This is a genomic window from Planctobacterium sp. AWH2_060 (assembly GCF_056158425.1).
Genome location: NZ_JBSWTG010000001.1, coordinates 105,472 through 130,458, shown reverse-complemented (window position 1 = coordinate 130,458; position 24,987 = coordinate 105,472). Strand labels below are relative to the sequence as shown.

The window sequence follows — 24,987 nt, the reverse complement described above, 5'->3', positions numbered from 1 at the left end:
TTTTATCCCCAAAATTGCAGAGCAAGGATCACACTGTTAACCAAGAAAAGGGCCAACATAATCCAGGCGGCTTTAGCTAACTGGTCGGTGAGATAGGTATAGAAAAACAAAACCGCCCAAATAAGCGGAAACATAACCAGCGGCATTATGATGTTGTTTACCTGCCCCGCTCCAGCCGGAAACCAGGCAGCCATCGCCAGCATGAATAACAAAGACACCACCAGTGTTGCCGGACCGGTCAACCAGAAGCGTCCATTCGCAAGAAAAGATTTAGATGTTGTGCTCAAAATAGCTTCCTTAGGTGGTTTAGCGAGATAAATAGCCGAACCACTGTAAACTTTAAGACCTTATTATGTTGCTCTCAGTCTACAAGATTGCAGACAAAATAAAAACCATAATGAGAATCATTATTTTTATTAACTTACTTATTATCTAATGGTTAAGCTTGTAGATGATATACCCAAACCACCTCAAGATACTGTTTCAGAGCTATCACAGCGCTTTCAGTACAAGGCGCATGTGAGAAGGAATGTCGGCTACCTTTCAAACACATGCAACACAGTAATGGAAGTGCTGTGTTGCTCCCGAAGGGCGTGGCTAAAAAACGTTTATACTGCATTAAAATGACTTGACGTGAGAGCAACCATGCCTACGTCATTTTTACTTGTCTAAACGTTTTTTATCTCACGCTGAAAGCTAGTATCTTGAGGTGATTTGGGTATAGATATATTCGGCGGGTCTCGCTCCGGATTAAGCTGGAACTTGGCAACTTAAACCAGAGCGAGACATTCAGTGCTCAAGGAGACCCGTAAAAACCCTAAGCACTGCCTACCGAACCCTTTACATGAATAGCGATTAATAATCCCAACGCAAAGTCAGACTGTAATTCGCCGGTGAACCATAGAATCCTTGTTCCGTACGGACGGAGTTAATGTATTTTTCGTCGGTAATATTTTCCAGATTCAGAGACACCGCTACCTGCTCATTAAACTGATACTGCACATAGCCTCCGATAAGCCCGTAGCTATCTTGAGTAATGCGACCAAACGCAACATCGTTATAGATCTCACTTTGCCAACGAACGGAAATACCGGCCCGCAGATTTTCTTGCCACTCAGGCGAGTAATCTGCCAGTAGCTTTAGGGTTCTGCGCGGGATAAAGGTTCTGGCTTCATCGCCATTTTCATCGTCCATGGTCAATGCAGTAAAGCCCCCCTGTAAGGTCCACTCTTTGTTTAACTTACCGGAAAATTCCAGTTCAACCCCATTAGAATCCACAGTCACACCGCGATATAGAGCGTAGGTGAAGTCATCGGAATAATCGTCATCATCGACCCCGTCGCCATCGCCGTATTCCAGGAATTCATACAGATTTTCCTGCTCAGTTCTGAATATGGCTAAACTTACCAGGAAGTTGTTATCGAAACGCTTTTTCAGCCCCATTTCATAGCTGCGCCCTTCTGCAGAGCCAAGTGGCTGCAAATCTTCGTTCAGGTAATACTGAGGTTGATAAATATCGCTGTAACTACCATATAGATTCAGGCCATCCATCACTTCCCAGGTGAAGCCCAGATAAGGACTGCTACCATCTTCAGTTGTAGAAGTAGAAGCGCCCCATGACTCGCCTTCATTTTCGTAATCCACAAAGCTGGCGCCCAAAACTAATTCAAAGGCTTCGGTAACAGCCAGTTGCATCGCGCCGTAGAAGCGATTCAAAGAAATGTCGGTAAAACCTGCTTCGTAGGGCTGGTCCCATTGTGGTCTGGCGATCTCTGAGCCAGTCCAGCCAGGTAAAGCTGGCATAGGTTCAAATCCCGTCAGAGCAGCAAAATCCATGTCGCTGGTTTCAGCATCGGCCAGACTGATCCCCAAATTAAAGGTATGCTCCAGCCCCCATGCCATAAAACTACCTTGCAGATTGTTATCCCAAATCCGCGTAGTTTCATCTGAAGTAAACTTGCCTGGGTAACCCTGCATACCCAAACCGGTGTCGGGATCCAGCCCCACATTGTAATAGGTATAAAATAGCTCAGACTGATCTTCGTACCTGATGTGGTTAATCTTACTGGTGTATTGCAAATCGTCTGTGATGTACCAGCTCAATTCAGCAAACGCGGTTTTGTTTAAGGTATCCCAATAAGTCCAGTCCATCGCTGTGGTGGTATCTACAGAAAAATCAATTTGTGAACCGTCGGAATAAATTAGCGGAATGGCACCCCAGGTAACACCATTGCTGTTGTTGTCTTGATGCGAGTAACCAAAGGTTAGAGTGACATCGTCATTTAACTGGCCGTCTACTACCCCGTAAAAAACAGAGCGATTGTTTTCATAGTGATTGAGCCAGCTTTCTTTGTCCTGATGCACTACCACGGCACGCGCAGCCCAGGTGCCTGAATCAGTAAGCGGCGTTGATACATCAGCTACGGCGCGCATGTTCGACCAGCGCCCTATGGTCAAATCAATACTGGCTTTGGTGTCATTACCCGGACGCTTTCTGACGTAGTTGACCGTGCCTGAAGGATTACCCAATCCGGTGATAAGACCATTGGAACCGCGGATGAACTCCACTTTTTCATACATGGCGGTATCAAGGTCACCAACAAAAATGTCACCAAAGGGAATACCGGCACCATCCACATGCATACTGGTGATGTCAAACCCTCTGGCGTTGAAGTAGGTGCGATCAGTTTCTGTGGAATCAACATTGATGCCGGTGACGTTTTTAAACAGGCTGTTGATGTCGGTGAGGTTGTAATCAGAAATCGTTTCCCCTTCTAAGATCGACAAAGACTGCGGGGTATCAAAGCTGTCTAATCCCAAACCTGTAGCACCAGAGCTGATACGTTGAATTCGACTTTCAACAATGCGGATACGCTCAATGCTTTTATCTGCTTCGGCAGCAGTCTGTTGCTGAGATGATTCGGTTGTTTGCGCGTTAATGCTGAACGCCAACATGATAGGCGACAATGCGAAAAGGTGCTTTTTAGTCATTCTGTTCTCTATTAATTGCGTGTGTTTGTGTAAACGCCTTCATTATAAATAGAGAAACAAATAATTCAATTGATAATTGTTCGCATTTGCATATTTATTAAGATTTATGTTACCTGGTAGTTGCTTTGCGAAAAAATCGATTCCTATTGCGCAATGTAATTCAAACTAATGATTCTGACTTAGACGTAAAAACACAAACCACCTGCCAAAACAGGTGGTTTGATAAATTACATTTAGTGAAGATTAATCCAGATATTCGATGCGCAGATTGTCCAGTACCACTGTACCTCCACTCTCTGTGCGCAGCTGAATAAAGGAACTCTCTGTTGCTACAGGTCCTTCCACTGTTAGGGTTCCCAGACTTAATTCGGTAATTAGTGTCTGGAAAAATTTTGAACTGCCGCCCAGATGGGACTTACTGCTGCTACTGGTGTTGTTGTCCACATAGATCTGGAAGTTGTTGTCGGCATCCGGATCAGAAGTACTGACAACATCCACCACTATTCGATAGGGCTGGCTTAAATCAAAGACACCGCTTACTGACGTGTCATCAGCAGAAGTGTCGGTACCCGGGTTGCTTTCGCCCAGGGTAAAGCGCGCACTGGTGAGCGAGATCTCGCCATTTTCCAGCACTATGCCGCTGCCACCACCGGTAACGTTATACAGCGGTGCGCTGCTGTCTTCCGGTAATGATTTATAGTCGGAGCTGAAAAAGCTGTCTTTATCTGCCGCACTAAAGTCCTCAGCAAACGGCAGGCTAACGTCAGTCGCTTCACCGTTGCCTTCACCACCGCCCTGCTCTATTGCCGGGATTTCCAGGCCAGACTGGTCGATTTTACCAACACCCGCATTGTTAATTACCTTGTTCTTCACCACATCAGCAGGGTCCAACTGATAATCGTAAGGCACTTCATAACTACTGGTTGGTTCGGCATCAGGTCCAGCACTCACGTCGCCATCAGCTGGTGTCGACCAGGTAACGCCATCTCCAAACAGGTTGCCAGAGGTATTCCAATAACCAATTTGCTCTGAATAGAAGGAAACAATGGGGTTTTTGGTATTTTCAAACACGTTATTTTGTATCTGTAATTCCGCCCCCATGCGCGAGTTCATACCGGATGAAGAGATGTTGTTATAATAGTTGTTGTACAAATGACCATAACCAAATCTGAACAGAGGTAAACGCGACTCAATATTCTCGAAGCGATTGTGATGGAAGGTAATAAAACGCTCAGTGTTACTGGTGTCGTTATCCGTATGACCATGCAACGAACCTTTCCAGTGATCGTGCAGGTAGTTGTAAGAAATGGTGATATAGCGCGCACCTGATTTGCTGTCGATCAGACCATCGTAATAGTCCTTATCAACATCCAGGGTGCTGTATAACTCGTTGTGATCAATCCAGATACGACTGGTGGTGGAGCCATCGTCATCGCCTTCAATGGAAATGGCATCTTTGCCGCCGGTTAACACATGATGAATTTTCAGGTTCTGAATAATGATGTTGTTGGCACGACGGATGGAAATGCCAATGCCATCAAACTCTCCTCTGTCAGCCACACCGATAATTGAAACGTTATCCATATCTTTGATTTCGATAGAACGACCCGAGCCACCGCTGTTGGCGTCAGTGATAGTGCCATCTACATAGATCGTCACCGGTACATTGGCGGCACTGGCAGTATCCAGCGCATTGATTAAAGACAGGCCGTTATCTACGGTAACCACAGTACCACCGGCACCACCTGTTACCTCGAAGTTATAACCTGCGAAGCCCAGGTCTGTCAGGTCTTCTTCAATCGTTGGGGCTTCCACCGCAGAAGGCGTCCAGCCTGCGCCGCTGTCGTAACCAGCAAATACCGCAGCCCGGGTGCTGTAGGCAAGCGCTTCGTCCTGAGTCAGCATGTAGCCACCAGCACGGGCAGAGAGATCTAATGGGTTACCCTCTAAATCCATACTGCCATACTCACGCCAGCCGGCATTAGCTGTGGCAGGGTCCGGATTCGGTGCTGGTTGACCATTAATACCATTGTAGGCCCAGCCCACACCAGCAATGTGTGGCCCAAACTTATTGTTGATCAGGGTCACGTTATCAAAGTAGTTGCTGTTACCGCCACTGCGCGCGATGTAAGTAGAATCATCTAACACCAGGTTACCTAATGGACCAGGGCCAGAGGTAAATTCACTGTTCAGGAACACAAAACCCGGATCATCAGCATTTTGCACGCGAGCCTGCAATACATAGCCACCTGGGCTAGCCTCATCGGCACCGTATTTAGAATCACCAATGCTGCGGATCTCACTTTTTTCAAATAATGCAGCTGTGGCATAACCCCAGATAAAGTCCACATTACCTGCCACCAGGGAGTTGTAGAACCAGGCATAACCTTTTAACAGCAGCGTGTCTTGCTCACTGTAGAAGTTCATGTTGTTGGCAGTAAGACGACCTGCACTGTTGAAATATATGGTTTCCGCCTGATTAGAGTTGACGTTATCCCGAATATGGCTGTTTTTCAGGGTAAAGTTGTTGAGCAACAGGTTGTCGGAACCTTCCACTAAGAAGACACTACGGCCTCCACCTGGCGTGCCAGTGCTCAGTGGCTCGCTGCCACCTGTGCCGCCATTAAAGGACTCATAGTTGTCGTAATACACCAGGCTGGCTGCGCGATCTTCCCCCTGAATGGTTAGATTGTTTTTGTTGCGCAGGTACAGAAGTTCATTGTATTGCCCGGATTTAATGGTAATGGTGGCAGCGTCATCTCTGCCTACATGTTGCATAACGTAGTTCAGTGCACCCTGTACAGTTCTGAAGTCTGCGTTACCGTCATCATCCACGGTAATATCGGTACCGGCAGGCGCAATTTCTTTGGTGCTGAATTGCCAGCCAGCATTGGCGCCCAATCCGGTGAAATCAACACCGTTCAAGGTGGTTCCGGTAACCACGCCTTCACCGATAGCCACATAATAGTCACTGTCGTAATCCAGTGCGGCTGTGTGTAGTTTAACGGTTAAGGTGTTGCCGTTTATCGCCAACGGACGATAGTTAACGCGGCGTACGCGATCCTGCCCCTGATAGCCGATGTTATCAATTTCGCCACCAACGGAAATCACATCAACAATACTGTTATCACTGGCAGCATAAACCCTGACTTCGCCTACCTCACCCAGAGTTGGTGGGCTGTCGAAGGTAATGCTCAGGCTGGTATCAATATACGCGTTTTGTGCGTTGATAACCGGGGATACACGGCTGCTGATATCACCATATTCTGAATTTGGCATAACAAAGCCTTCTTCAACGCTGACATCAATGGTTTTACGCAAACTATCATCAGAACCACTAACAAAGGTCACTGTGGCCGTACCGGCACCAACCGGCGTTAAAATAACATTGCTGGCATCAATAGTGACACTGACCACGGCACTGTCAGATGAGGTTGCGCTAAAGCTGTCTTCGGTGACACCGTCATTTTGTACTGCGGTTACATAAACATACAGAGGATCGCTGGTGGTAGTGGTTTGCCATTCTGGTGACTTGTAGTCCAGCGTCAGTTGAACCGGCTTAACAGTGGGATCGCCGACTTTGAAATCGTCAATTTCAAAGGAACGGTTGTTGGTAAACATACCAATCAAGCCTTTCGCAGTGTAACTGCTGTCAGCCACAGAGCCCATTTCTTCACCGTCTAAATACACGGTTAACAGATCACCTTGCAGGTCAAAGCGAACGCGATACCACACACCGTCAGTACCATCCTTTGTACCCAGGATAAGCGGCGTAGACGCCTGCACCGGACGGCTGATGGAGCCATCAGTGCTGATGGCCACTTCAGCGCGGGTACTGCTTGTAGAATTCTGCAGATTTAAACCGCCACCATACCAGTTACCTTCGCTGTCGTAGCGTCCTAGCAGATACAGTTGTTTGTTCGCCGTGGTGCTGTTTTGTCTGGGGCGAATGCGCGCTTCGATAAAATAATCAGCGGTATCCGGTATCGATGCCATTGCAGCGTCCGTCAGGCGGATAATTTCTCCACCGGCACTGCCTGCGGTATAGCGCAATACGGAATTGTTTTCATCTTCGACTGTATCCCATTGGCCCACTGCACCATCGGTGTTATCAGCAGTGGCTAACAATTCCCAGTTAGACAAATCACCCTGAGCAAAATCATCACAGAAATACAGCGTTGGTTCATCTTCACAGGAAAAGATCGACGGGCCGGTTTCCAGCGGTTCATACTCAATAGCCAGGTTATCAATCACCACAGTGCCGCCGCTTTCCGTGCGCAGTTGCAGGAAGGATGAAGCCGTAGCTTGCAAACCTTCAATCACAATTCTTTCGCCCACTGGCATCTCATTGATCAGGATCTGATAGAACTTAGACGCTGATCCGTGAATGGATTTACCACTGCTACTGGTATTATTGTCCACATACAGTTGGAAATGATTGTCTCCATCTGGATCGTCAGCGCTGATCAAGTCAAAGCTCACCTTGTACGGACGACTCAGGTCATAGATACCGGTTGTGCTGGTATCATCTGCAGACGTTTCGGTGTCTGGTGTGCGATTACCCCAACTGAATCTGGCACTGCTGATACTCAATTGTCCATCAGTGATAGTTAAACCACTACCACCGCCTGTAACAGAGTAAAGTGCGGTACTGGCATCATCCGGAATAGACTTGTATTCAGGTGTGAAGAATAACTCGGTAGAAGTTTCAAAATCTTCGTCTGCCAGAACTAAAGCATCAATATATTCAATGCGCAGATTATTGATAATCACCACACCACCGCTTTCAGTGCGTAGTTGTAAGAAGGAGTTTTGGGTTGCCAATAAGCCTTCCACTTCCAGTGTAGTGCCAGGCTCAAGCGTATTGATCAGCTCACTGTAAAATTTGGAGGCACTGCCATGAATAGACTTGCCGCTGCTGCTGGTGTTGTTGTCTACATAAATCTGGAAGTTATTGTTTCCTTCCGGATCACTGACATAAACAATATCCATCACCACTTTGTAAGGGCGACTTAAATCCAGTACCCCCGAAGTGGTTTGATCTTCTGCACTGGTTTCAATATCCGGTGTACTGTTACCTATGGTAAAACGTCCGGAGTCAATCTGTAATCCATCTTCAACCACTGTCACTGAGCCGCCAGTGCGGGTGTACATAGGTAAGGTTTCACCCTGAGCATTGGTCAGAGAGTCGAATTCCTCAGAAAAGATATCCGCGGTCACACCCACAAAATCGTAGTTTAGCGGTAAATTGCTGTTTGGAATTTCCGGCTGCTCTGGTTCTGTAGGTTCTTCCGGCTCTTCGGGCTCTTCCGGGATTTCAACATCCACCGCATCTGCAACCGTTTCAATCTTCAGATTATCAATGGTAATACGACCACTGCTGTCGGTGCGTAGTTGAAAGAAAGAATTGGTAACGCTGGTATCTAAAATCCGGGCGTCAGGATCATCAGCCGGTAAACCAGAAACATCGGTACCTGGTTCATAGGTATAAACGAATCGTTGCCCCTGGGGTAGGTTTTCATCATTAATACTCAGACCATAAAATTTAGAAGCCGCGCCGTGCACCGAATTACCCTGACTGGTGGTGTTGTTGTCAACATACATGTTGAAGCTGCCGCCATCATTATGGGAAATCACGTCAAAACTGATGGTAAAACCCCGGCTGATATTATAAATACCTGTGCCAAAAGTATCGGAACTACTGGTAGACTGACCGGGATCTGCAGCCGCATTACCAATGGTAAAGCGTGCGCCCTCCAGGGTTAATTGCCCCAGTTCAGCATCCAGTAGCGGGCTACCACCGGTTTTAAAATACAGCGGTCCACTATTAGGATCATCACTCAGGCGTTTGTATCCAGAAGAGAAAAATGTGCTGGTATCGGTATCAAACTCTTCCAGCAATGCGGGTTCAACCGAGTTCGCCAATTCTTCCAATGCCGCCAGTTCAATTTCAGCCTGTTCCTGAGACACCACCAACAGATTGTCTTTAGCGTCATCGGCGGCATCACAAGCGGCAACTAAGGATGTTAGCGCACCGGCACTGTCATCTTCAAAACACAGGCTATAAACCTGATTAACCGTATTGAAAGAACGTGAGATCAGGTAAACCGTTTCATCTGATGCAGTTAAAGTCAATGCTCTTCGACCAAAATCAAAATTGTATTCACCCGCTACATCAGCTTCGTCTGAGCTATAAATAAAACTGCCGCTTAACGGATCACTACCAGACGGTGTAAAGGTAATGGATGCCAATACAGGTGTATTGCCGTCCAGAAATGTATGAAACAAAGTTCCAGAAATCAAATCGGCGTTAAAGGCATTGGTCAATAAGGTGCCGTATTCAGTTTCCAGGTATTCTACGAAATGCAAAATAGCAGCATCATAATCTACCAGGGTGTCACTGCCGCCACCTGCTGCGGGCAACCAGGCTTCCACGTCTGCTGCAAACTCTTCGGCAGGACGATTAAAGAAATCTGCCACACTTTGACCATCTTGCAGCAGCATTTCTGCCGCATCAGCGGCGCTGTCGCTGATGCGGATTCCATTGCTCGGATCGCCGTCTGTATCCAGCGCCTGCAACAACCGCAAGGTGTTTACCACTGGTTGATTAAACACGTTATCCGTGCCGAACATATCCAGAGGGGTTAACACTGCGGACGCAGGCACACCAGGAAAAGTCAGTTCACCGATTGAAAAGGTAATAAAGTCACCTCTGAAATAGGAAAACTCACCATTTGCGGTGGTGCTTCCATTTTGAAATGACTCAGAATTGTAGCTAAGTCCCTGAACCGGACTGTCCACAAAAACACCTGTTAAAGCGGGAGCCGGTGCTTCTTTCACATTGATGGTTTCATCGTAGCCACAACTGGTTGCCAATAAACTACCAGCGACTAAGACTGCATTGCGGAGTTTCATGATTTCTCCTTAAAAAGGTTTTGCGTGAGTGCCGGGGTGCATTAGCAAGTTGCGACACCCCGTTTTTATTTAATTCTGTGCTTAACAGAACCGCCCAAAAGCATTAATAAAACTTAATGGTGGTGCCTAACTGAAACGAGCGGCCATACACTTCTTTCTGATACAGGATGTTGCCACCGCTGTATTGATTACCTTCGAAGTAGCGCAAGTCCTCAGACTCAGTAATATTGATGGCGTCAAAGTAAACCTGGATATTGCTGGTAAGGTCGTACTTCAGCTTGATGTCCAGGTTGGTATAGCCATCCTGATATTGGTCAGCCCAGACTTTGCACTGTTTGACGTTGGATATATCCACGCTGGCCGGGCAGGAACCTATCTGCTCCAACACCTCGGAGCGGTAGTTGCCAATGACACGGGCAGAAAAGACGTCATTCTCCCAACCTATAGTCAGGTTAAAGGTAGTATCGGCCTGATCGGGCAGCGCCACTTTGGTCTGTCGAATTGAGCTGTCCAGTGTCGCTTCACTGTCCAGGAATGTGGCATTGGATTGTACAAAGAAGCCATTTTCAAAGTACTGGTTGTAGCTTAACTCCAACCCAAATACAGTGGCTTTATCTCCGTTTAGCGTAATGTTGATCTCGTTTAAAACCAGATCCTGAGGAATGACAAATTCAGTGATTTGATTAACCGGCAAGGTCAATGGCAAGTCTGCAATTGACGCTGTCAGACCGTTCACATCAACAATAAAATTATCGATATCTTTGTAGAAAATCGCCGCTTCCATAAACAGGTTTTCATCGGGATACCAACCGATGGACGCATCGTAGTTAATGGACGTCATCGCCGTTAAATTTGGGTTCCCGACATCAAGGCGATTGTCCGGTCCCAGAATATAATCCTGTAATTGCTGCACATTGGCACTGCCCTGATCATCATCACAGTCGTCGCTGTTTGGCGGACACAACTGAATATCACTGTCAAAAGTGGCAAAACCTCGCGCCTGTTTAAAGGATGGACGGGTAAAACTAGTCCAGGCTGCCGCCCTGACCAAGATATCCTCGGTGGGTTCGTAGCGTAGATGGGCACTGGGGAAAAATTCACTGTATTTAATGGAAGATTCCGGCATGGGAATAGCGATGTCTAAACTGCCCTGCCCGGCTCCATTGAATTCAAAATCATCATTTTCCAACGACAAATAACCCGTGGATGAGAACTCAGTTTCCACCCAACGAACCCCGGTAATTAAAGTGGCGTCTTCACCGATGGGCGTTTCCAGCATCGCATACAGAGCCTTAGTATCTTCAGTGATAGTGTAATCTTGTTTGGTGCTTTCTACCGAGGTTTCATTATTGGTAGCACCGGAGACAGTCTGACGAGTGACATTAACAATATCATCTACCGTTTGCGTACTCTCAAAAGGATATTGGAATGTTGAACCTGCCGGGATTGAGCTGGCGTAATCCGCCAGACTGGAATTAACTGCATCGATACAAGCCTGATCACCATTACAATCATCTGCAGATGGGTCAAAGCTCCAGCGATCTTTGTCGCGAATATGATCCCGCTGGGTTACTAAACCACCGAATTTGAAGTAATTGATATACTCGTTAAAAACGTCTTTTTGTAAATTCAGCTGGTAGGTTTTTAAATCATCTGTGCGTATGCCACCTTCTAAAAAGAGGTTATCAAATGCCCAGTTTGACAAATCGCTGGCATCGCCGCTGCCGGACGTGCCAAACATACCCTCTTCGTAGGTTAAGCCAGCCATTTGGGCGGCCTGCTCAGGCGTTAATACCTGGGCGTTGATGTTATCTTTTAACCCCTGACCATAAACTATCAGGTCTCGCTCGCGAAATTGCACCCGGCGATCGCCTCGGGAGTCTTCTTCGGATTTGGAATTGGCAAATTCGTAATCCAGTGTCCAGCCTTCACCAAATTTGTTGCTGCCACCAATACTGAAAGTCTGGCTTTCGTTACTGCTTTCCTGAATAAAGTGCTGATGAAACACATCGATATCACTCAGGATAAACCCTTTGCTTTGTTCGTCCACATACAAGATCTCACCACTACCGACAGATCCGGCATCCTGAAAATCATAAAATTCACGCAAGGCCAAGTCACCATCATCAAACTGAGTGTGAGTGCCTTTGATGTAATAATAATCGTTGTCGGTGGGTTTAAACTCCAAATTAAGAGAGGCGGCTTTGCGAGTGCGGTCGGCAATTTCACGACGCATCTCTAACTGCGCCGGTCCGAGAATTTCTGGGCCATTTATCTCGTCGTCAGCGAGGCCAAAATCCGCCTGATAGTACTTCATTTCATTTGTACTGTGGTGACGCGTTTCGTCCACCTGAGTCTGACGATCTTCATAGGAAATGGCGTAGCCAATCCCAATTTTTTCATCCATGAACAGCTGTGTACCGTCCAGACTGAATTTTGGAGAATGTTCGCCACGCAAATCGGAATAGGAATCTTGTAATCGAATCTTTAAATTATTTTTGCCCCGGTCAAAGGCTGAAATCGCTTTTACGTTGACAGTACCGCCAATGGAATTGAGGTTTTGATCCGGTGTCAGGGTTTTTAGTACTTCGATAGTACCCAGCAAATCCGCCGGTAAGGCATCTAAACCCACTTTTCGGTCGTCACCTACACCAGACATTTCGGCACCATTCATATTGACCGAAACGAATCCGGGTCCAAGGCCACGTACAGTTACAAACTTGCCTTCTCCTTCGCTGCGTTGCAAGGTTACCCCGGGCAATCGCCGCAACGATTCTGCTACATTCTGATCAACAAAGTTACCTAAATCGTCCGTTGCAATAATTGAGCTAAAACCTTTTTTAAGACGTTCCAGATCGCGAGCTTTTAAATCAGCCTCTTTTACCCCTTTGACCTGAATAATCTCCAGATCCTGTTTAGCCTCGCTTGTCACGACGGTTTCCTGCTGGGTGGCTTGCTCACTCTCATTGCTGGCTTGCTGTGCCAACGATGGCATAGCAACAAATAAAGCAACGAGCACTGTATTCAACTTAAAGCGTTTCATGCGGAATTTCTCCAGTCTCTTTGTTTTGATTCCTAAAAACAGAAAGCACAACATCCCGCAAATAATCGCTAAGGGATAAGGGCAAAACTGTATGCGGCATTAATTAGACAGTAATTGAATTTATAACTAAAACATTAATGCCACCGGTGGCAATTTAGAGACAAAAAAGTCATTTGTCAACCAATTGTTAACAATAAATGCAGCTTTATTAACAACTTTCAAGTTTTACAAAAACGCTTTAATTGGTAGTAAATATGAAGACATCTCCCGCAAAACAAACAGTAAAATCATGGGTGTTGTTTTTTAAAAGACTCTAAAAAAGGAAGCGCTTCGAGGATTAAAAAGCGCCGATTTTATCCAGCCAAAGTTGCATTTGTTCTGATGACGGTAACGACTTTTTTGCTTCAGCAGGGGTGAACTCAGCCTGATACGCTTGCCAGCTTGAAATAACCTGAAGTTCGCTATCGATAATGCCGTTGCCGGTTCCCACTTGTCGGGTGGTAATTTGCTGCAACAAACGCTGATCCACCGAATCCATAAAATTGCCATTTCGGTTGCGATTAGCCCCTATTTCGGATTGTTCGATTAAGCGGTGATAACTTTGTTTTGCAGTCTCGTCTGACATAACAAAAAACTCTGGCATAAACCAAAATGGTTCACTTACCAGACTTTGTCGGAATATTTTCTGGCGCTGTTCTGCACCCAATTTTTTGGCGTTTTTAATTTCAATACCTAACAAATTGTTGCCACTTTTCTGGGTTTCGCCATGCATAACATTGCCATGAATAAAGGCTCTGGTCAGGCTGTCACCTTCTCCCCACAGTTGGAAGAAGCGCTTTGATTTACTGGCAGGTCCTGGCAAATAATAGTTGTTTACCAGGTTAAAACGCCCGGCTTCCCCGCCGTAGCCACTTTGGCTACCCCAGTTGTAAAACACGTTGTTGCGCACATCGGTCAGTTCCTCAGTTTGGGCATAAGGCGCTCCCAATCGGTAGCCATTAATACGTGGGTTGCGGCTGTGGTGATGAGCCATCAAATTGTGCACAAAACTAGCGTGGCTGCCGCCCCATATACCACCGTATCCGTGTTCACCTTTGGCGTGACCAGCATTATTCAGACTCTCGGAAATAATGCTGTATTGCAGCGTGAAGTTTTGATTGTTGTAAAACGAGGCCACTTCATCGTTGGCCCAACTCAGCGAGCAATGGTCGATGATAATATCGCGATGGCGTCGGGCCGTCAGAGCATCTCCCTGCGATTGCGTACTTCCGGGTCGAAAGCGCAGATAACGTATGATCACCTGATTGGCTTTGATTTCCGTTTCGGCACCACTGATCACAATGCCGCCTGGCGAAGATTGCCCGGCAAGTGTGATGTAATCATGTTTGATCACTAATGGCGCTTGCAGGTGGATTACACCGGAAACCGAAAATACCACAATTCGCGGTTCTTTCTGGATTACCGCATAGCGCAAACTGCCCGGCTCAGGCGAGTCAGGATTGTCACTTAGGGTATTCACCACAAAGACCTTGCCCCCTCGCCCGCCCTGCGTATATTTGCCAAAGCCTTCAGCCTCAGGAAAAGCCAAAGGCGGTAATGTGGCTGCCAGCAAGGAAGGGATCGCCAAATAACACAAGCAAGTCAGAATGATGCTTTTGCAAAGTGAGCTAATTGCCCTTCCGCGAACAAGCAACTCTCTTTGATGACTTCTAACAATTGACACTTTACTCATTACAAGGTTATCCGGCGTTTTGTTTAATGCGGTCTATGCAGCTTTTTTATTTGCGGCAAGACAAGATTCAGTGATTTTTACAAACTCTCGAGCGCTTACCCATTCCTTTTTCGCTATCCAGGTGCCCCCCACCGCAAAGCAATTATCCAATTGCAGGTAGTCCATTTTATTGGCTTCACTTACCCCGCCAGTGGGGCAAAAAGCCAAATCAGGAAAAATACTGCCAAGCGCTTTAATAAATTGATAACCACCAGACAGGTTTGCCGGGAACAATTTGAGTTCTTTAAAACCATGTTCACGGGCCATTAAAATGTCTCCGGTGTTAGACACACCGGGCAACACAGGTACGTCTACGGCAGCTAGCTTTTTCAAAAAATCAGGTGAAATTGCCGGGGTAACAATAAAGTCAGAACCCGCCTCTAAAGCCGCATTCAGGCTTTGCTCATCCACCACTGTACCCGCACCGACGATCAAATCCGGTAATTGCTGCTTGATAGCCTTTAACACCTGCAACGACGCCGGAGTTCTCAATACAACTTCCACTAAACGAATATCGGCCTGTTGCATGGCAGCGGCAATCGCCAGTCCGTCATCAACTGAGTCAGCTTGGATAATTGGTAACAAGCATTGATCCTGCATAAGAGTTTTAAATGATTTCATTATTTATCGCCAAAATAGAAAAGAGTTAAAAAGTGGAAATATGACCTGTGTCTGATATTTCAGTCAGGTGGTTACGAAGCGTTTGTAACGCTTCGCTGGGGAGCCAGGTATTGTTAAAAACCCAGGCTTCCAAAGAGGGATATTGCGCCGGGACCCAATCAGTTAAGCGCAGATTGTCGCTGGCCCATGGAAGCGCCTGTGGAAAGCTATTGCCGCTAAAAAAGTAACGGTCTCCGTACAAGTTAGGGCGTTCGCGATCCGGATCTTCAGGATAACGCTTCTTAAACAAGGGCTTGTTTGCCATGCGTTCACTAAAGGTGGAATCTAGCAGGTAAAACTGGGCATCATAATGACGACGCCCTAACCAGAACCCCTGAACACCGTCAAACTGACTGTCACTGACCACCAGCTTATAATCCGGGTTCAGTTCGCCGTCATGCCAAAGTGTGGCAGTTTGGGCGTGGTTAAAGAATTCAGAACGTTCAATCAGTGCGGTGCCTCTGGGACATACCATGTCGGTATAACCTGAAAAATAACAATCGGCGTGATAGTAGCGTCCGTCTTTGTTCCACAAACTCAGCGTATCATCACCATCGGCAATCAAACGGCAATTCTTCAGGATAATGCGATCGCTATTGGCAAACCCTCGGACGGCAAACTGATGTTCAGAAGTATTGTGCTGACGGCCATAGTCGTTTTCCACGGTCAGGTTAATCAGACTGATATCGGAGCCATTGATGTTCACCACTGCCGCGCCCCAGTCATTGTCATGATTACTGCGCCAGTGCTTTCTCAGAATGCTTTGTTTAATAATAGTTTTTTGTGCCGATACGCCAATGATGGCCAAATGATTGCGGCTGATAAACAGCTTTTCCTGATACAGGCCTTCGTCCACCAATATGATAGCCCGCTGATAAATACTACTGGCATTAATGGCAGACTGAATGGTCTGATAAGGTGCCAATTTTCCCACCCGCAAAACACCAATATCGCTATCCAATGCCAGGCACTGAAAGCTCAGAACACAAAACAGCAGTAGTGCTAACCTTCTCATTTTGCTCGTCTCCACTACTGTCCAACAAACGAGGTATCAACTGGCACGATAGCGCCCTTGGCCTGGATTACCTGTCCAGCCAGTTTGTTACCCCAGTTGGCACAGGTTGCGTGATCTTGCTGCAACAGCCATCCGGCAAGATACCCGGCATTGAAGGAGTCCCCGGCAGCGGTGGTGTCTACCACTTGCTTAACAGGCTCTGTAGGATGATGATGGGTTTGATTATTGTGGGTGTAATAACAACCATTGCTGCCATCTTTAATGACGATCTCAGCGATGTCATACTTCTGCAATCGTGCCAGGCAAGCACCAGCATCAGAGTCTGCCCAAAGCTGTTGCTCATCATCGATGGTCAACAATGCCAGATCGCACAAGGCGTACATTTGCTCATACACCCGCTGGGTTTGTGCTACAGATTGCCACAGACGAGGACGATAGTTGCTGTCAAACACCAGTTTGACGCCCTGTTTGCGCAATTCAGCCAGTTTATCCAGCAATAATTGGCGATCCGTTTCCGGTAATATCGCCAGGCTAATGCCCGACAAATACAACGCATCAAATTCACGCAACGTCTCGAAAATGGCGTCGATATCTTTGTGCTGCATAATAAAACGCGCCGCGGCATTGTCTCGCCAGTACTGAAAGGAGCGTTCACCATAGGTATCATTCTGGATCAGATACAAGCCCGCTTGACGGGTTTCATCCCGAAGCACAAACTGACAATCCACCCCAAATTGCTGCCATTGACGCACAATGACATCACTGAGTACATCGGTGCCCATGGCGGTAACATAACTGGTTTGCAATCTGTCTTTGGACACTTGCTTCAGATAAACCGCAGTATTCATGGTGTCGCCGCCAAACCGTTGCTGCATGGCGCCCATAACCTGACCAGAAATCTCCACCATACACTCACCCAGTATGGCGATTTTTGCCAATGCCATTACAAAGTAACTCCCTTTTTCCAGATGGCCACTTCGCGAATTTGATTGCGCTCGTTCTTCACCGGCTCGCCGTTACAGGCCGCCACCAGCAAATCAATAAACTCATCTAACAATTGCGGCATACTGGTGTCCGACATCAACCTGCCAGCATCAAAATCAATCCAGTGCGGTTTCTTGTTAGCCAGTTCTGAATTGGTGGCAATTTTTAAGGTTGGCACAAATCCACCATACGGAGTTCCCCTGCCCGTTGTAAACAACACCATGTGACATCCACAGGCCGCCAGCGCACTGGTGGCAATGGCATCATTGCCCGGCGCATTGAGCAGATGTAGTCCCTGCTCTTTAATGATTTCACCGTATTCTAAGACTGCCTGAACTTTGCTTCGGCCCGCTTTTTGGGTGCAGCCCAAAGATTTGTCTTCCAGTGTGGTGATGCCACCACTTTTATTGCCCGGTGATGGGTTCTCGTAAATAGGCTGATTGTGATCTTTGTAATAACGTTTAAAGCCGTTCACCATATTCACCAGGTCGTGAAAGGTTGCTTCGTCTTTGCAGCGGGACATCAGGATGGTTTCTGCACCAAACATTTCCGGTACTTCGGTTAGCACCGTAGTACCACCGCGAGCGATCAGGTAATCAGAAAACTCACCCAATAACGGGTTAGCAGTAATACCGGATAAGCCATCACTGCCACCGCATTCCAGACCAAAGCGCACTTCTGATAAACGCCCCGGTTGGCGCTTGTCCTGGCGCATGGTTTGATATAACTCTTCCATTAGCTCCAGGCCAGCTTCTACTTCGTCTTCCACATGCTGTGTCACCAAAAATTTCAGACGGTCGCTGGAAACTTCAGTGACACCGGAACGAAACGCTCCAACCTGATTGTTTTCACACCCCAGGCCTACCACCAACACGCCACCAGCGTTAGGGTGTCTGGCCATATTTTGCAGCAACACCCGTGTGGTATCTAAATCATCACCTAATTGCGAACAGCCAAATTGGTGCGGAAACACAAACACACCATCAATTTCCATGTCAGGATGTGACTGAATAAAGCGATTTACCATTTGCGTGGCCATGCCATTGACACAACCCACTGTGGGTACCACCCAAAGTTCATTGCGGATTGCCACTGTGCCATTGTCGCGACGATAGATATTTACCTCGGGCGAATCGTCTTGCAGCGCGGCAAAATCTGGCAAATCAGGTACGTAGCTGTATTCCAATTCATCGTTCAGATTGGTTTTGATGTGGTCGGTATGTACCCATTGGCCTTTGACAATGGCATTTAGCGCATGCCCTATTGGCGCGCCATATTTAATAACATTGTCACCCTGCGCAATATCCTGAAGCGCCACTTTGTGACCTTTTTCAACATCGTCAACCAGCTCTACCCTGATACCGTCAAGCTCGACAGTCTCCCCTTTTGCCAACGGTGCCAGGGCCACCATTACATTGTCTTGTGCGTGTAAACGAATAAACTTTTTCATACTTCCCCCCTCTCTAGCAGAGTGGTTAAAGTGCTTCTGACACCATCGCGTAAAAACAGAGTTAACAGTTCACTGACTTGCTGTTGTAAATCTGCCACCTGAGACAGGTCCTGCTGCCAATGCCATTCTGTGCACAATACCTGCTTGACTAATTCAGTCACCGAAAGAGATTCAGCATCGTAGCCTTGCCACCATTGAGCAAAACTGCTGAGCCACTTTTCTCCATCTGATAACGGAATTTGTTCACCCTCTCGCACACCGCGATAAAACAAAATTTGGCCGGCAATCGCCGCAGCCATGAGTTTTGGTACCTTACCCGACTGGGCAACATACTTTTGTAATTGCGGCATAAGACGGGTGTTGAACTTGGTCATGCTGTTCAACGCGATAGATACCAGTTGATGATGAATAAAGGGGTTTTTAAACCGCTTGATGACATCATTGGCGAAACCCTGCAATTCATCTTTAGGCAAATCCAGCGTTGGGATGATTTCTTCGAACATCAGTTGTTCAACATAACGCGCGTACAGCGCATCATCCATGGTTTCGCCTACAGTGTTCAGCCCCCCAAGATATGCCAGGGGTACCAAGGCTGTATGGGCACCATTTAAAATGGCCACTTTGCGTTGTTTGTAGGGATAAATATCTTCAACAACTTTGATATTGAGACTGCTGTCATCCAGTTTTAGAAAGGTCTTCAGCGCCTCTGGGCCCTGGATCACAAACAGGTGAAAATACTCCGCAGTCACCATAAAGTTATCAAGATAACCAAAGCGCTCCTGCAAAGACTGATGTTCGTCTCTGGGGAAGCCTGTCACAATGCGATCCACCAGGGTTGAACAAAAATGATTGGCGGTTTCTAACCAATTGATGAAGCCCTCGTCCAATTGCCATAACTGACAATATTGCAATACGATTTCTTTCAGTTTGTCGCCGTTGTAATCAATTAACTCGCAAGGAATGATGATCAGCCCTGATTCTTTACTACCGGCAAAGTGTTGATAGCGATGATGTAACCATTGTGTTAATTTTGCAGGAAATGCGGCTGCCGGCGCATCGCTTAACTTATCACTAGCGATAAACTCAATTCCCGCTTCAGTGGTATTAGAAAATATCAGCTTAATATCCGGTGATTCAGCCAGTGCCATATAGCGATCAAACTCTTTATACACCGGAATCTCTTCGTTAATACAATCGATGATGCGAATTTGCTCTACCGCCTCGCCAGACTCGTCAATACCGCGAATGATGCTGGTATAGAGTCCATCCTGCGTATTGAGCAACGGCAACGTGTCGTAATCGATGGGACGAATCACCGCAACCCCGGCTTGCAGATCATTCTCTTTGTTTAGATGATCAATTTGCCAGTCTACAAAGGCACGTAAAAAGTTTCCTTCGCCGAATTGCATGATACGGGTTGGGTAATTTTCAAAAGGAAATTCGGTTCGGTTTAATTTTTTCATCGTCAGCCCCAGCTAAATTCACAGGTCATAAAACATTGCCAGCCTATATGCAGAAAGCGTTCGGGTTCTTTCTCCGGAGGCTGATTACTATTTAAATTACGCGATTTTGCCACCGGTAGCAATTATTATTTGACATTTTGCCACCGGTAGCAAAAAATACAACAAGTTATTAAGTTGTTAATCAGATGTTGACGCTGTATGTCTGTGGCATAGTCCTTATCTGTGAAGGCACCCTCAATTAAAAAATATGGAGTTGTGATGAGTTCATCAATGTTTTCTCTCTCTGATAAAGTCGCATTAGTTACCGGAGCCAGTCGTGGACTGGGCCAAAAAATCGCTGAAGGTTTGGCGGCTGCCGGCGCTCAGGTTATTTGCAGTAGCAGCAGAGACAATGGCTGTGACGAAACCCTGCACAACATTCATGAGGCCGGTGGTTTAGCAACACAAATCGCCGCTGACCTAAGTGATGTCGATTCCGTTACCCGTCTTGCCGATACGGCTCTGTGCCAACATGCCTGTATCGATATATTGATTAATGTTGGCGGCACCATTTTTCGCAGCCCGGCGGTTGAATACCCCTACGAACAGTGGCAAAACGTTATGCGGGTAAATCTGGATGCCAGCTTTTTACTGGCACAGAAACTGGCGCCAGCCATGTTTTCTGCAGGTCAGGGCAAAATCGTCAATATCGCGTCGATGCTGTCTTATACGGGTGGCATAACAGTTCCCGCCTACACCGCCAGTAAGCACGCGGTTGCAGGTCTGACCAAAGCACTGGCCAATGAATGGGGCAGTCACAATATTCAGGTCAATGCTATTGCACCTGGTTACTTTAAAACCGACAACACCCAGGCGTTGCAAGACGACCCGGTGCGCAACCAGGAAATCCTGAATCGTATACCTTCGGCGCGCTGGGGCGAACCGGAAGATCTGATTGGTGCCGCCGTATTTCTTTCTTCTCATGCCAGTAATTACGTCAACGGTCATATTTTGGCAGTTGATGGCGGCTGGTTGGCACGCTAAAGGAGTGTAAAACAATGACCCGAACTCACTTTGAAAACCGCTACGCCATTGGCCCCAATGAAGTCAAAAATATGGATACCGGGCAACTTCGCTCGGCATTCCTGGCAGACCAGTTAATGCAGGAAGACGCCATTAGCTGGGTTTACACCCATTACGAACGTTTCATGGTAGGTGGTGCGGCACCGGTACACAAAGCCCTAACGCTGGACACTTTAGACGCACTAAAAGCGCCTTACTTCCTATCTAACCGTGAAATTGGCATTATCAATGTCGCCGGTGATGGCGTTGTGATTGCCGATGAGGTGCGCTACGAACTGGGCAACAAAGAAACACTGTATCTGGGTAGAGGTACCCAGAATGTAAGCTTTGAAAGTGTTGATCCACAACAACCGGCACGCTTTTATCTGAATTCAGCACCGGCACACAAAACATATCCCAGTAAAAAGGTCACCCTGGCTGAAGCCAATGTATTACAGCTGGGTAGCCTGGAAACCTCTAATGAGCGCAATATTAATCAAACCTTGATCAACAAGGTCGTGCCCACCTGTCAGTTACAAATGGGGATCACCTGTTTAAAATCCGGCAGTGTCTGGAATACCATGCCGGCACACCAGCACGACCGTCGCAACGAAGTCTATTTCTATTTTGACGTGCCCGAGTCACAGGCAGTCTGTCACTTTATGGGGGAACCTGAAGAAACTCGTCACCTTTGGGTACACAATGAACAAGCGGTTATTTCGCCGCCCTGGTCTATCCATTCCGGATGTGGCACACAAAATTACAGCTTTATCTGGGGTATGGCAGGTGAAAACCTGGACTACGACGATATGGATAAGTACCCACCCGAAGCGCTTAGGTAAGATTATGATGATTAAAAAATCCCTACTGGCGCTCTTTGTCCTGCTACTCAGCGCCTGTGGTCAGCAATCGGATAAAACCCGATTAACCCTGGCCCACACTTTAGATACCCGCCATGTAGTGCACATTGCGATGGAGCACATGGCTGAACGTCTGGCTCACTATTCCGGTGATACGATGGAGTTGGTAATTTATCCCGGTGGCCAATTGGGATCAGAGCGGGAGCTTGTGGAATTACTGCAAATTGGCAGTTTGGCAATGACCAAGGTATCTGCCAGCTCCTTAGAAGGGTTTGTACCTGAAATCAAAATCTTCAGTCTGCCTTACCTGATAAGGGATCGAGAGCATTACTGGAAAGTACTCAACAGTCCAATCGGTCAATCACTGCTGGATAAAACTAAAATAGCCAGACTCAAGGGCATGGGCTATTACGATGCCGGTAGCCGCAGTTTTTATACTGTCGATGGGCCGATAAATAGCCCTGACGATCTGTCCGGGAAAAAAATCAGAGTGTTAAACAGCCCAACCTCCATGGCGACGGTAAACGCGCTGGGTGGTGCTGCAACCCCCATCAACTGGGGTGAGCTATACGCGGCACTGCAGCAAGGTGTGGTGGATGGTGCTGAAAACAACCCACCCAGTTATCACCTGTCCCGACATTACGAAATAGCTCGCTACTACAGCCTTGATGAACACACCTTTGTCCCGGATATCATTCTGGCCAGCTTACCGGTGTGGGAAAACCTGAATCCGCAACAGCAAGGTTGGTTATCGCAAGCCATGGCAGATTCGGTGGAATACCAAAAGACTCTGTGGCAAAAGGCATCCGATGAAGCATTAGCCACAGTGCAAAAAGAAGGGGTTATTGTCACCTACCCCGACAAAGCGGCTTTTCAGGAAAAAGTGGCGGAATTTCATCAGTCTTTCGCTGGTACGCCGGTGGGAGATCAGATTATCAAAATTAAAAACATGTAGGTAAACCATCATGTCTCATCTATTACATCTGATCTGTCAGCTTCTGGAAAAGCTCTTAATGTTCATGATGGCCGCCATTGTGGTAGCCGTTAGTTGGCAAGTGTTCTCTCGTTTTGCACTGCGCTCCCCAAGTTCAATCACCGAAGAGCTGGCGCGCTTTCTGTTAATTTGGATTGGTATTTTGGGCGCAGCCTACGCTTACAAAACCCGAGCACATCTGGGTCTGGACTTATTTTTGGAGAAACTCAACCCCCAGGCACAACGCAAAGTGCGTTTGTTAATCGAGGTTTTGGTAATGTTTTTTGCCCTGAGCATTATGGTGTTCGGTGGCATTTCGTTGGTGAGCATCACATTAGAGCTCAACCAAATTTCCGCGGCAATGGGTTGGCAAATGGGCTGGATTTACAGCGTCATCCCCTTTTCTGGTGGGCTGATCACCCTGTTTTGTATCAACAACATTAAACAATTGCTGTTCCAGTCAGTCGCTAAAGGAGAACTGTAATGGATATCACTGCACTGATTCTGGTGGCGGTATTTTTTGCCCTGCTGTTCATAAATGTCCCTATTTCTATCTGTATCGCATTGGCCACCTTACTGGCGATGTTGTTTCACATCGACTTCGTTCCCGCCACTACCACCATTGCCCAGCAAATAGCAGGCGGTATTGACAGCTTTGCGCTGTTAGCCATTCCGTTTTTTATTCTGTCTGGTTTGATAATGGGACAAGGGGGCATTGCACGCCGTCTGATTGAGTGTGCCATGGCCCTCATTGGCGCACTGCCGGGCGGTCTGGCACTGGTCAACGTGATGTCCTGTATGATGTTTGGTGCTATCTCAGGTTCCGCCGTTGCTGCCACATCAGCTATCGGCAGCTTTATGATCCCAGAGATGAAAAAGCACGGCTACAGTGAAAACTTTTCAGCCGCTGTTACAGCCACCTCCGCTACAACGGGAATGCTGATCCCACCGTCGAATATTTTGATTATTTACGCCATCGCCAGTGGCGGTGTGTCCATTGCAGCCCTGTTTATCGCCGGTTATCTACCTGGCATTTTGCTGGGGCTGGCACTGATGACCGTCTGTGTAATATACGCTATGCGCAACAATTATCCCGTGGCGGCGCGTCTGCCGTTGAAAGTCGCTATGCAAAAAGTGCTCGCAGCCCTCCCCAGTATGTTACTTATCTTTATTGTGATTGGCGGCATTATCATGGGGGTATTTACTGCCACTGAGGCGGGAGCTATCGCTGTGTTGTATGCACTAGTGTTGTCAGTGGGTATTTATCGGGAAATCGATTTTAAAGCCTTGCCGGGTATTTTACTCAAAGCCAGTGAAACCACCGCAATCGTGATGTTGATCATTGGTGCTTCATCAGCGATGTCTTGGCTGTTGTCTTATGCCCATATACCGCAAACCATCAGCGACTTTCTACTGACTCTGAGTGACAACCCCATCATGATCCTGTTGCTGATCAATATCATTTTAATCCTGGTGGGCGCCTTTATCGATATGACCCCGGCGGTATTAATATTCACACCGATATTTTTACCTGTCGCCATGGAGCTGGGCATGTCGCCAATTCAATTCGGTATCATGATGGTCTTAAACCTGTCTATCGGGTTGGTATCACCACCGGTAGGCAGCGTTTTATTTGTCAGTTGCGCTGTAGCTAAAACTTCTATTCATCGCATCATCAAACCCATGTTACCGCTCTATCTGGTAATGTTTTTGGTGTTGATGCTGGTGACCTATGTGCCTGCGATCAGTGAAATACTGCCAAGATGGTTTGACCTGATGTAATGCACACAAAAACCTGTGATAGACTCGACGAAAAGGCAT

15 protein-coding genes are annotated in these 24,987 nt (G+C 47.1%); 5 read left to right on the top strand and 10 right to left on the bottom strand.

Annotated features, from left to right (window positions below; all coding sequences use genetic code 11):
• Nucleotides 1-2 precede the first annotated feature (2 nt).
• The 10 genes from ACXAD8_RS00555 to ACXAD8_RS00510 all read right to left on the bottom strand — a co-directional run bounded on the left by ACXAD8_RS00555 (nucleotide 3) and on the right by ACXAD8_RS00510 (nucleotide 20,292).
• A complete protein-coding gene (locus ACXAD8_RS00555; RefSeq protein WP_475223944.1) occupies nucleotides 3-287 on the bottom strand; it encodes a hypothetical protein in 285 nt (94 codons plus the stop codon).
• 568 nt (nucleotides 288-855) lie between these two features.
• Nucleotides 856-2,991 carry a TonB-dependent siderophore receptor gene (locus ACXAD8_RS00550; protein WP_475223942.1) on the bottom strand — a complete coding sequence of 712 codons (2,136 nt, stop codon included), beginning with the start codon at nucleotides 2,989-2,991 and terminating at the stop codon, nucleotides 856-858.
• Between the two features lie 243 nt (nucleotides 2,992-3,234).
• Nucleotides 3,235-9,906 (bottom strand): pectinesterase family protein, encoded by a 6,672-nt coding sequence (locus tag ACXAD8_RS00545; protein WP_475223941.1) that lies wholly within the window; start codon nucleotides 9,904-9,906, stop codon nucleotides 3,235-3,237.
• Nucleotides 9,907-10,009: 103 nt separating this feature from the next.
• Nucleotides 10,010-12,949 carry a TonB-dependent receptor gene (locus ACXAD8_RS00540; RefSeq protein ID WP_475223939.1) on the bottom strand — a complete coding sequence of 980 codons (2,940 nt, stop codon included), beginning with the start codon at nucleotides 12,947-12,949 and terminating at the stop codon, nucleotides 10,010-10,012.
• A 337-nt stretch (nucleotides 12,950-13,286) separates the two neighbouring features.
• A complete protein-coding gene (locus ACXAD8_RS00535; RefSeq protein ID WP_475223937.1) occupies nucleotides 13,287-14,681 on the bottom strand; it encodes a pectate lyase family protein in 1,395 nt (464 codons plus the stop codon).
• A 33-nt stretch (nucleotides 14,682-14,714) separates the two neighbouring features.
• Nucleotides 14,715-15,341: a bifunctional 4-hydroxy-2-oxoglutarate aldolase/2-dehydro-3-deoxy-phosphogluconate aldolase gene (eda, locus tag ACXAD8_RS00530; protein WP_475223935.1), complete on the bottom strand. Its 627-nt coding sequence runs from the start codon at nucleotides 15,339-15,341 to the stop codon at nucleotides 14,715-14,717.
• A 25-nt stretch (nucleotides 15,342-15,366) separates the two neighbouring features.
• Entirely contained in the window at nucleotides 15,367-16,395 is a 1,029-nt protein-coding gene (locus ACXAD8_RS00525) for a pectinesterase family protein (RefSeq protein WP_475223933.1), read from the bottom strand.
• A 14-nt stretch (nucleotides 16,396-16,409) separates the two neighbouring features.
• The gene (locus tag ACXAD8_RS00520) at nucleotides 16,410-17,339 is read right to left on the bottom strand and encodes a sugar kinase (RefSeq protein ID WP_475223932.1); all 930 of its coding nucleotides are present in this window, start codon (nucleotides 17,337-17,339) and stop codon (nucleotides 16,410-16,412) included.
• The gene (locus ACXAD8_RS00515) at nucleotides 17,339-18,829 is read right to left on the bottom strand and encodes a UxaA family hydrolase (protein ID WP_475223930.1); all 1,491 of its coding nucleotides are present in this window, start codon (nucleotides 18,827-18,829) and stop codon (nucleotides 17,339-17,341) included. Before ACXAD8_RS00515 ends, ACXAD8_RS00520 begins: the two co-directional genes overlap by 1 nt.
• Nucleotides 18,826-20,292, bottom strand: a complete 1,467-nt coding sequence (locus ACXAD8_RS00510) for a tagaturonate reductase (RefSeq protein ID WP_475223929.1) — start codon at nucleotides 20,290-20,292, stop codon at nucleotides 18,826-18,828. Before ACXAD8_RS00510 ends, ACXAD8_RS00515 begins: the two co-directional genes overlap by 4 nt.
• 258 nt (nucleotides 20,293-20,550) lie before the next feature.
• On the opposite strand from ACXAD8_RS00510, the gene ACXAD8_RS00505 reads away from it, so the two are divergent.
• From ACXAD8_RS00505 to ACXAD8_RS00485, 5 genes are read left to right on the top strand one after another with little or no spacing between them, the layout of a single operon-like run.
• Complete coding sequence (locus ACXAD8_RS00505; protein ID WP_475223928.1) at nucleotides 20,551-21,315, top strand: SDR family oxidoreductase; 765 nt, start codon at nucleotides 20,551-20,553, stop codon at nucleotides 21,313-21,315.
• Nucleotides 21,316-21,329: 14 nt separating this feature from the next.
• Entirely contained in the window at nucleotides 21,330-22,175 is an 846-nt protein-coding gene (kduI, locus tag ACXAD8_RS00500; RefSeq protein WP_475223927.1) for a 5-dehydro-4-deoxy-D-glucuronate isomerase, read from the top strand.
• 4 nt (nucleotides 22,176-22,179) lie between these two features.
• Nucleotides 22,180-23,148: a TRAP transporter substrate-binding protein gene (locus ACXAD8_RS00495; protein WP_475223925.1), complete on the top strand. Its 969-nt coding sequence runs from the start codon at nucleotides 22,180-22,182 to the stop codon at nucleotides 23,146-23,148.
• 10 nt (nucleotides 23,149-23,158) lie between these two features.
• Nucleotides 23,159-23,650 (top strand): TRAP transporter small permease, encoded by a 492-nt coding sequence (locus tag ACXAD8_RS00490; RefSeq protein WP_475223923.1) that lies wholly within the window; start codon nucleotides 23,159-23,161, stop codon nucleotides 23,648-23,650.
• Nucleotides 23,650-24,948 (top strand): TRAP transporter large permease, encoded by a 1,299-nt coding sequence (locus tag ACXAD8_RS00485; protein WP_475223921.1) that lies wholly within the window; start codon nucleotides 23,650-23,652, stop codon nucleotides 24,946-24,948. Before ACXAD8_RS00490 ends, ACXAD8_RS00485 begins: the two co-directional genes overlap by 1 nt.
• Nucleotides 24,949-24,987 lie beyond the last annotated feature (39 nt).

Coding starts and splice junctions, on each gene's coding strand:
- ACXAD8_RS00550 (WP_475223942.1), bottom strand. CDS start 2,991: ATGACTAAAAAGCACCTTTTCGCATTGTCGCCTATCATGTTGGCGTTC.
- ACXAD8_RS00545 (WP_475223941.1), bottom strand. CDS start 9,906: ATGAAACTCCGCAATGCAGTCTTAGTCGCTGGTAGTTTATTGGCAACC.
- ACXAD8_RS00540 (WP_475223939.1), bottom strand. CDS start 12,949: ATGAAACGCTTTAAGTTGAATACAGTGCTCGTTGCTTTATTTGTTGCT.
- ACXAD8_RS00535 (WP_475223937.1), bottom strand. CDS start 14,681: ATGAGTAAAGTGTCAATTGTTAGAAGTCATCAAAGAGAGTTGCTTGTT.
- eda (WP_475223935.1), bottom strand. CDS start 15,341: ATGAAATCATTTAAAACTCTTATGCAGGATCAATGCTTGTTACCAATT.
- ACXAD8_RS00525 (WP_475223933.1), bottom strand. CDS start 16,395: ATGAGAAGGTTAGCACTACTGCTGTTTTGTGTTCTGAGCTTTCAGTGC.
- ACXAD8_RS00520 (WP_475223932.1), bottom strand. CDS start 17,339: ATGGCATTGGCAAAAATCGCCATACTGGGTGAGTGTATGGTGGAGATT.
- ACXAD8_RS00515 (WP_475223930.1), bottom strand. CDS start 18,829: ATGAAAAAGTTTATTCGTTTACACGCACAAGACAATGTAATGGTGGCC.
- ACXAD8_RS00510 (WP_475223929.1), bottom strand. CDS start 20,292: ATGAAAAAATTAAACCGAACCGAATTTCCTTTTGAAAATTACCCAACC.
- ACXAD8_RS00505 (WP_475223928.1), top strand. CDS start 20,551: ATGAGTTCATCAATGTTTTCTCTCTCTGATAAAGTCGCATTAGTTACC.
- kduI (WP_475223927.1), top strand. CDS start 21,330: ATGACCCGAACTCACTTTGAAAACCGCTACGCCATTGGCCCCAATGAA.
- ACXAD8_RS00495 (WP_475223925.1), top strand. CDS start 22,180: ATGATGATTAAAAAATCCCTACTGGCGCTCTTTGTCCTGCTACTCAGC.
- ACXAD8_RS00490 (WP_475223923.1), top strand. CDS start 23,159: ATGTCTCATCTATTACATCTGATCTGTCAGCTTCTGGAAAAGCTCTTA.
- ACXAD8_RS00485 (WP_475223921.1), top strand. CDS start 23,650: ATGGATATCACTGCACTGATTCTGGTGGCGGTATTTTTTGCCCTGCTG.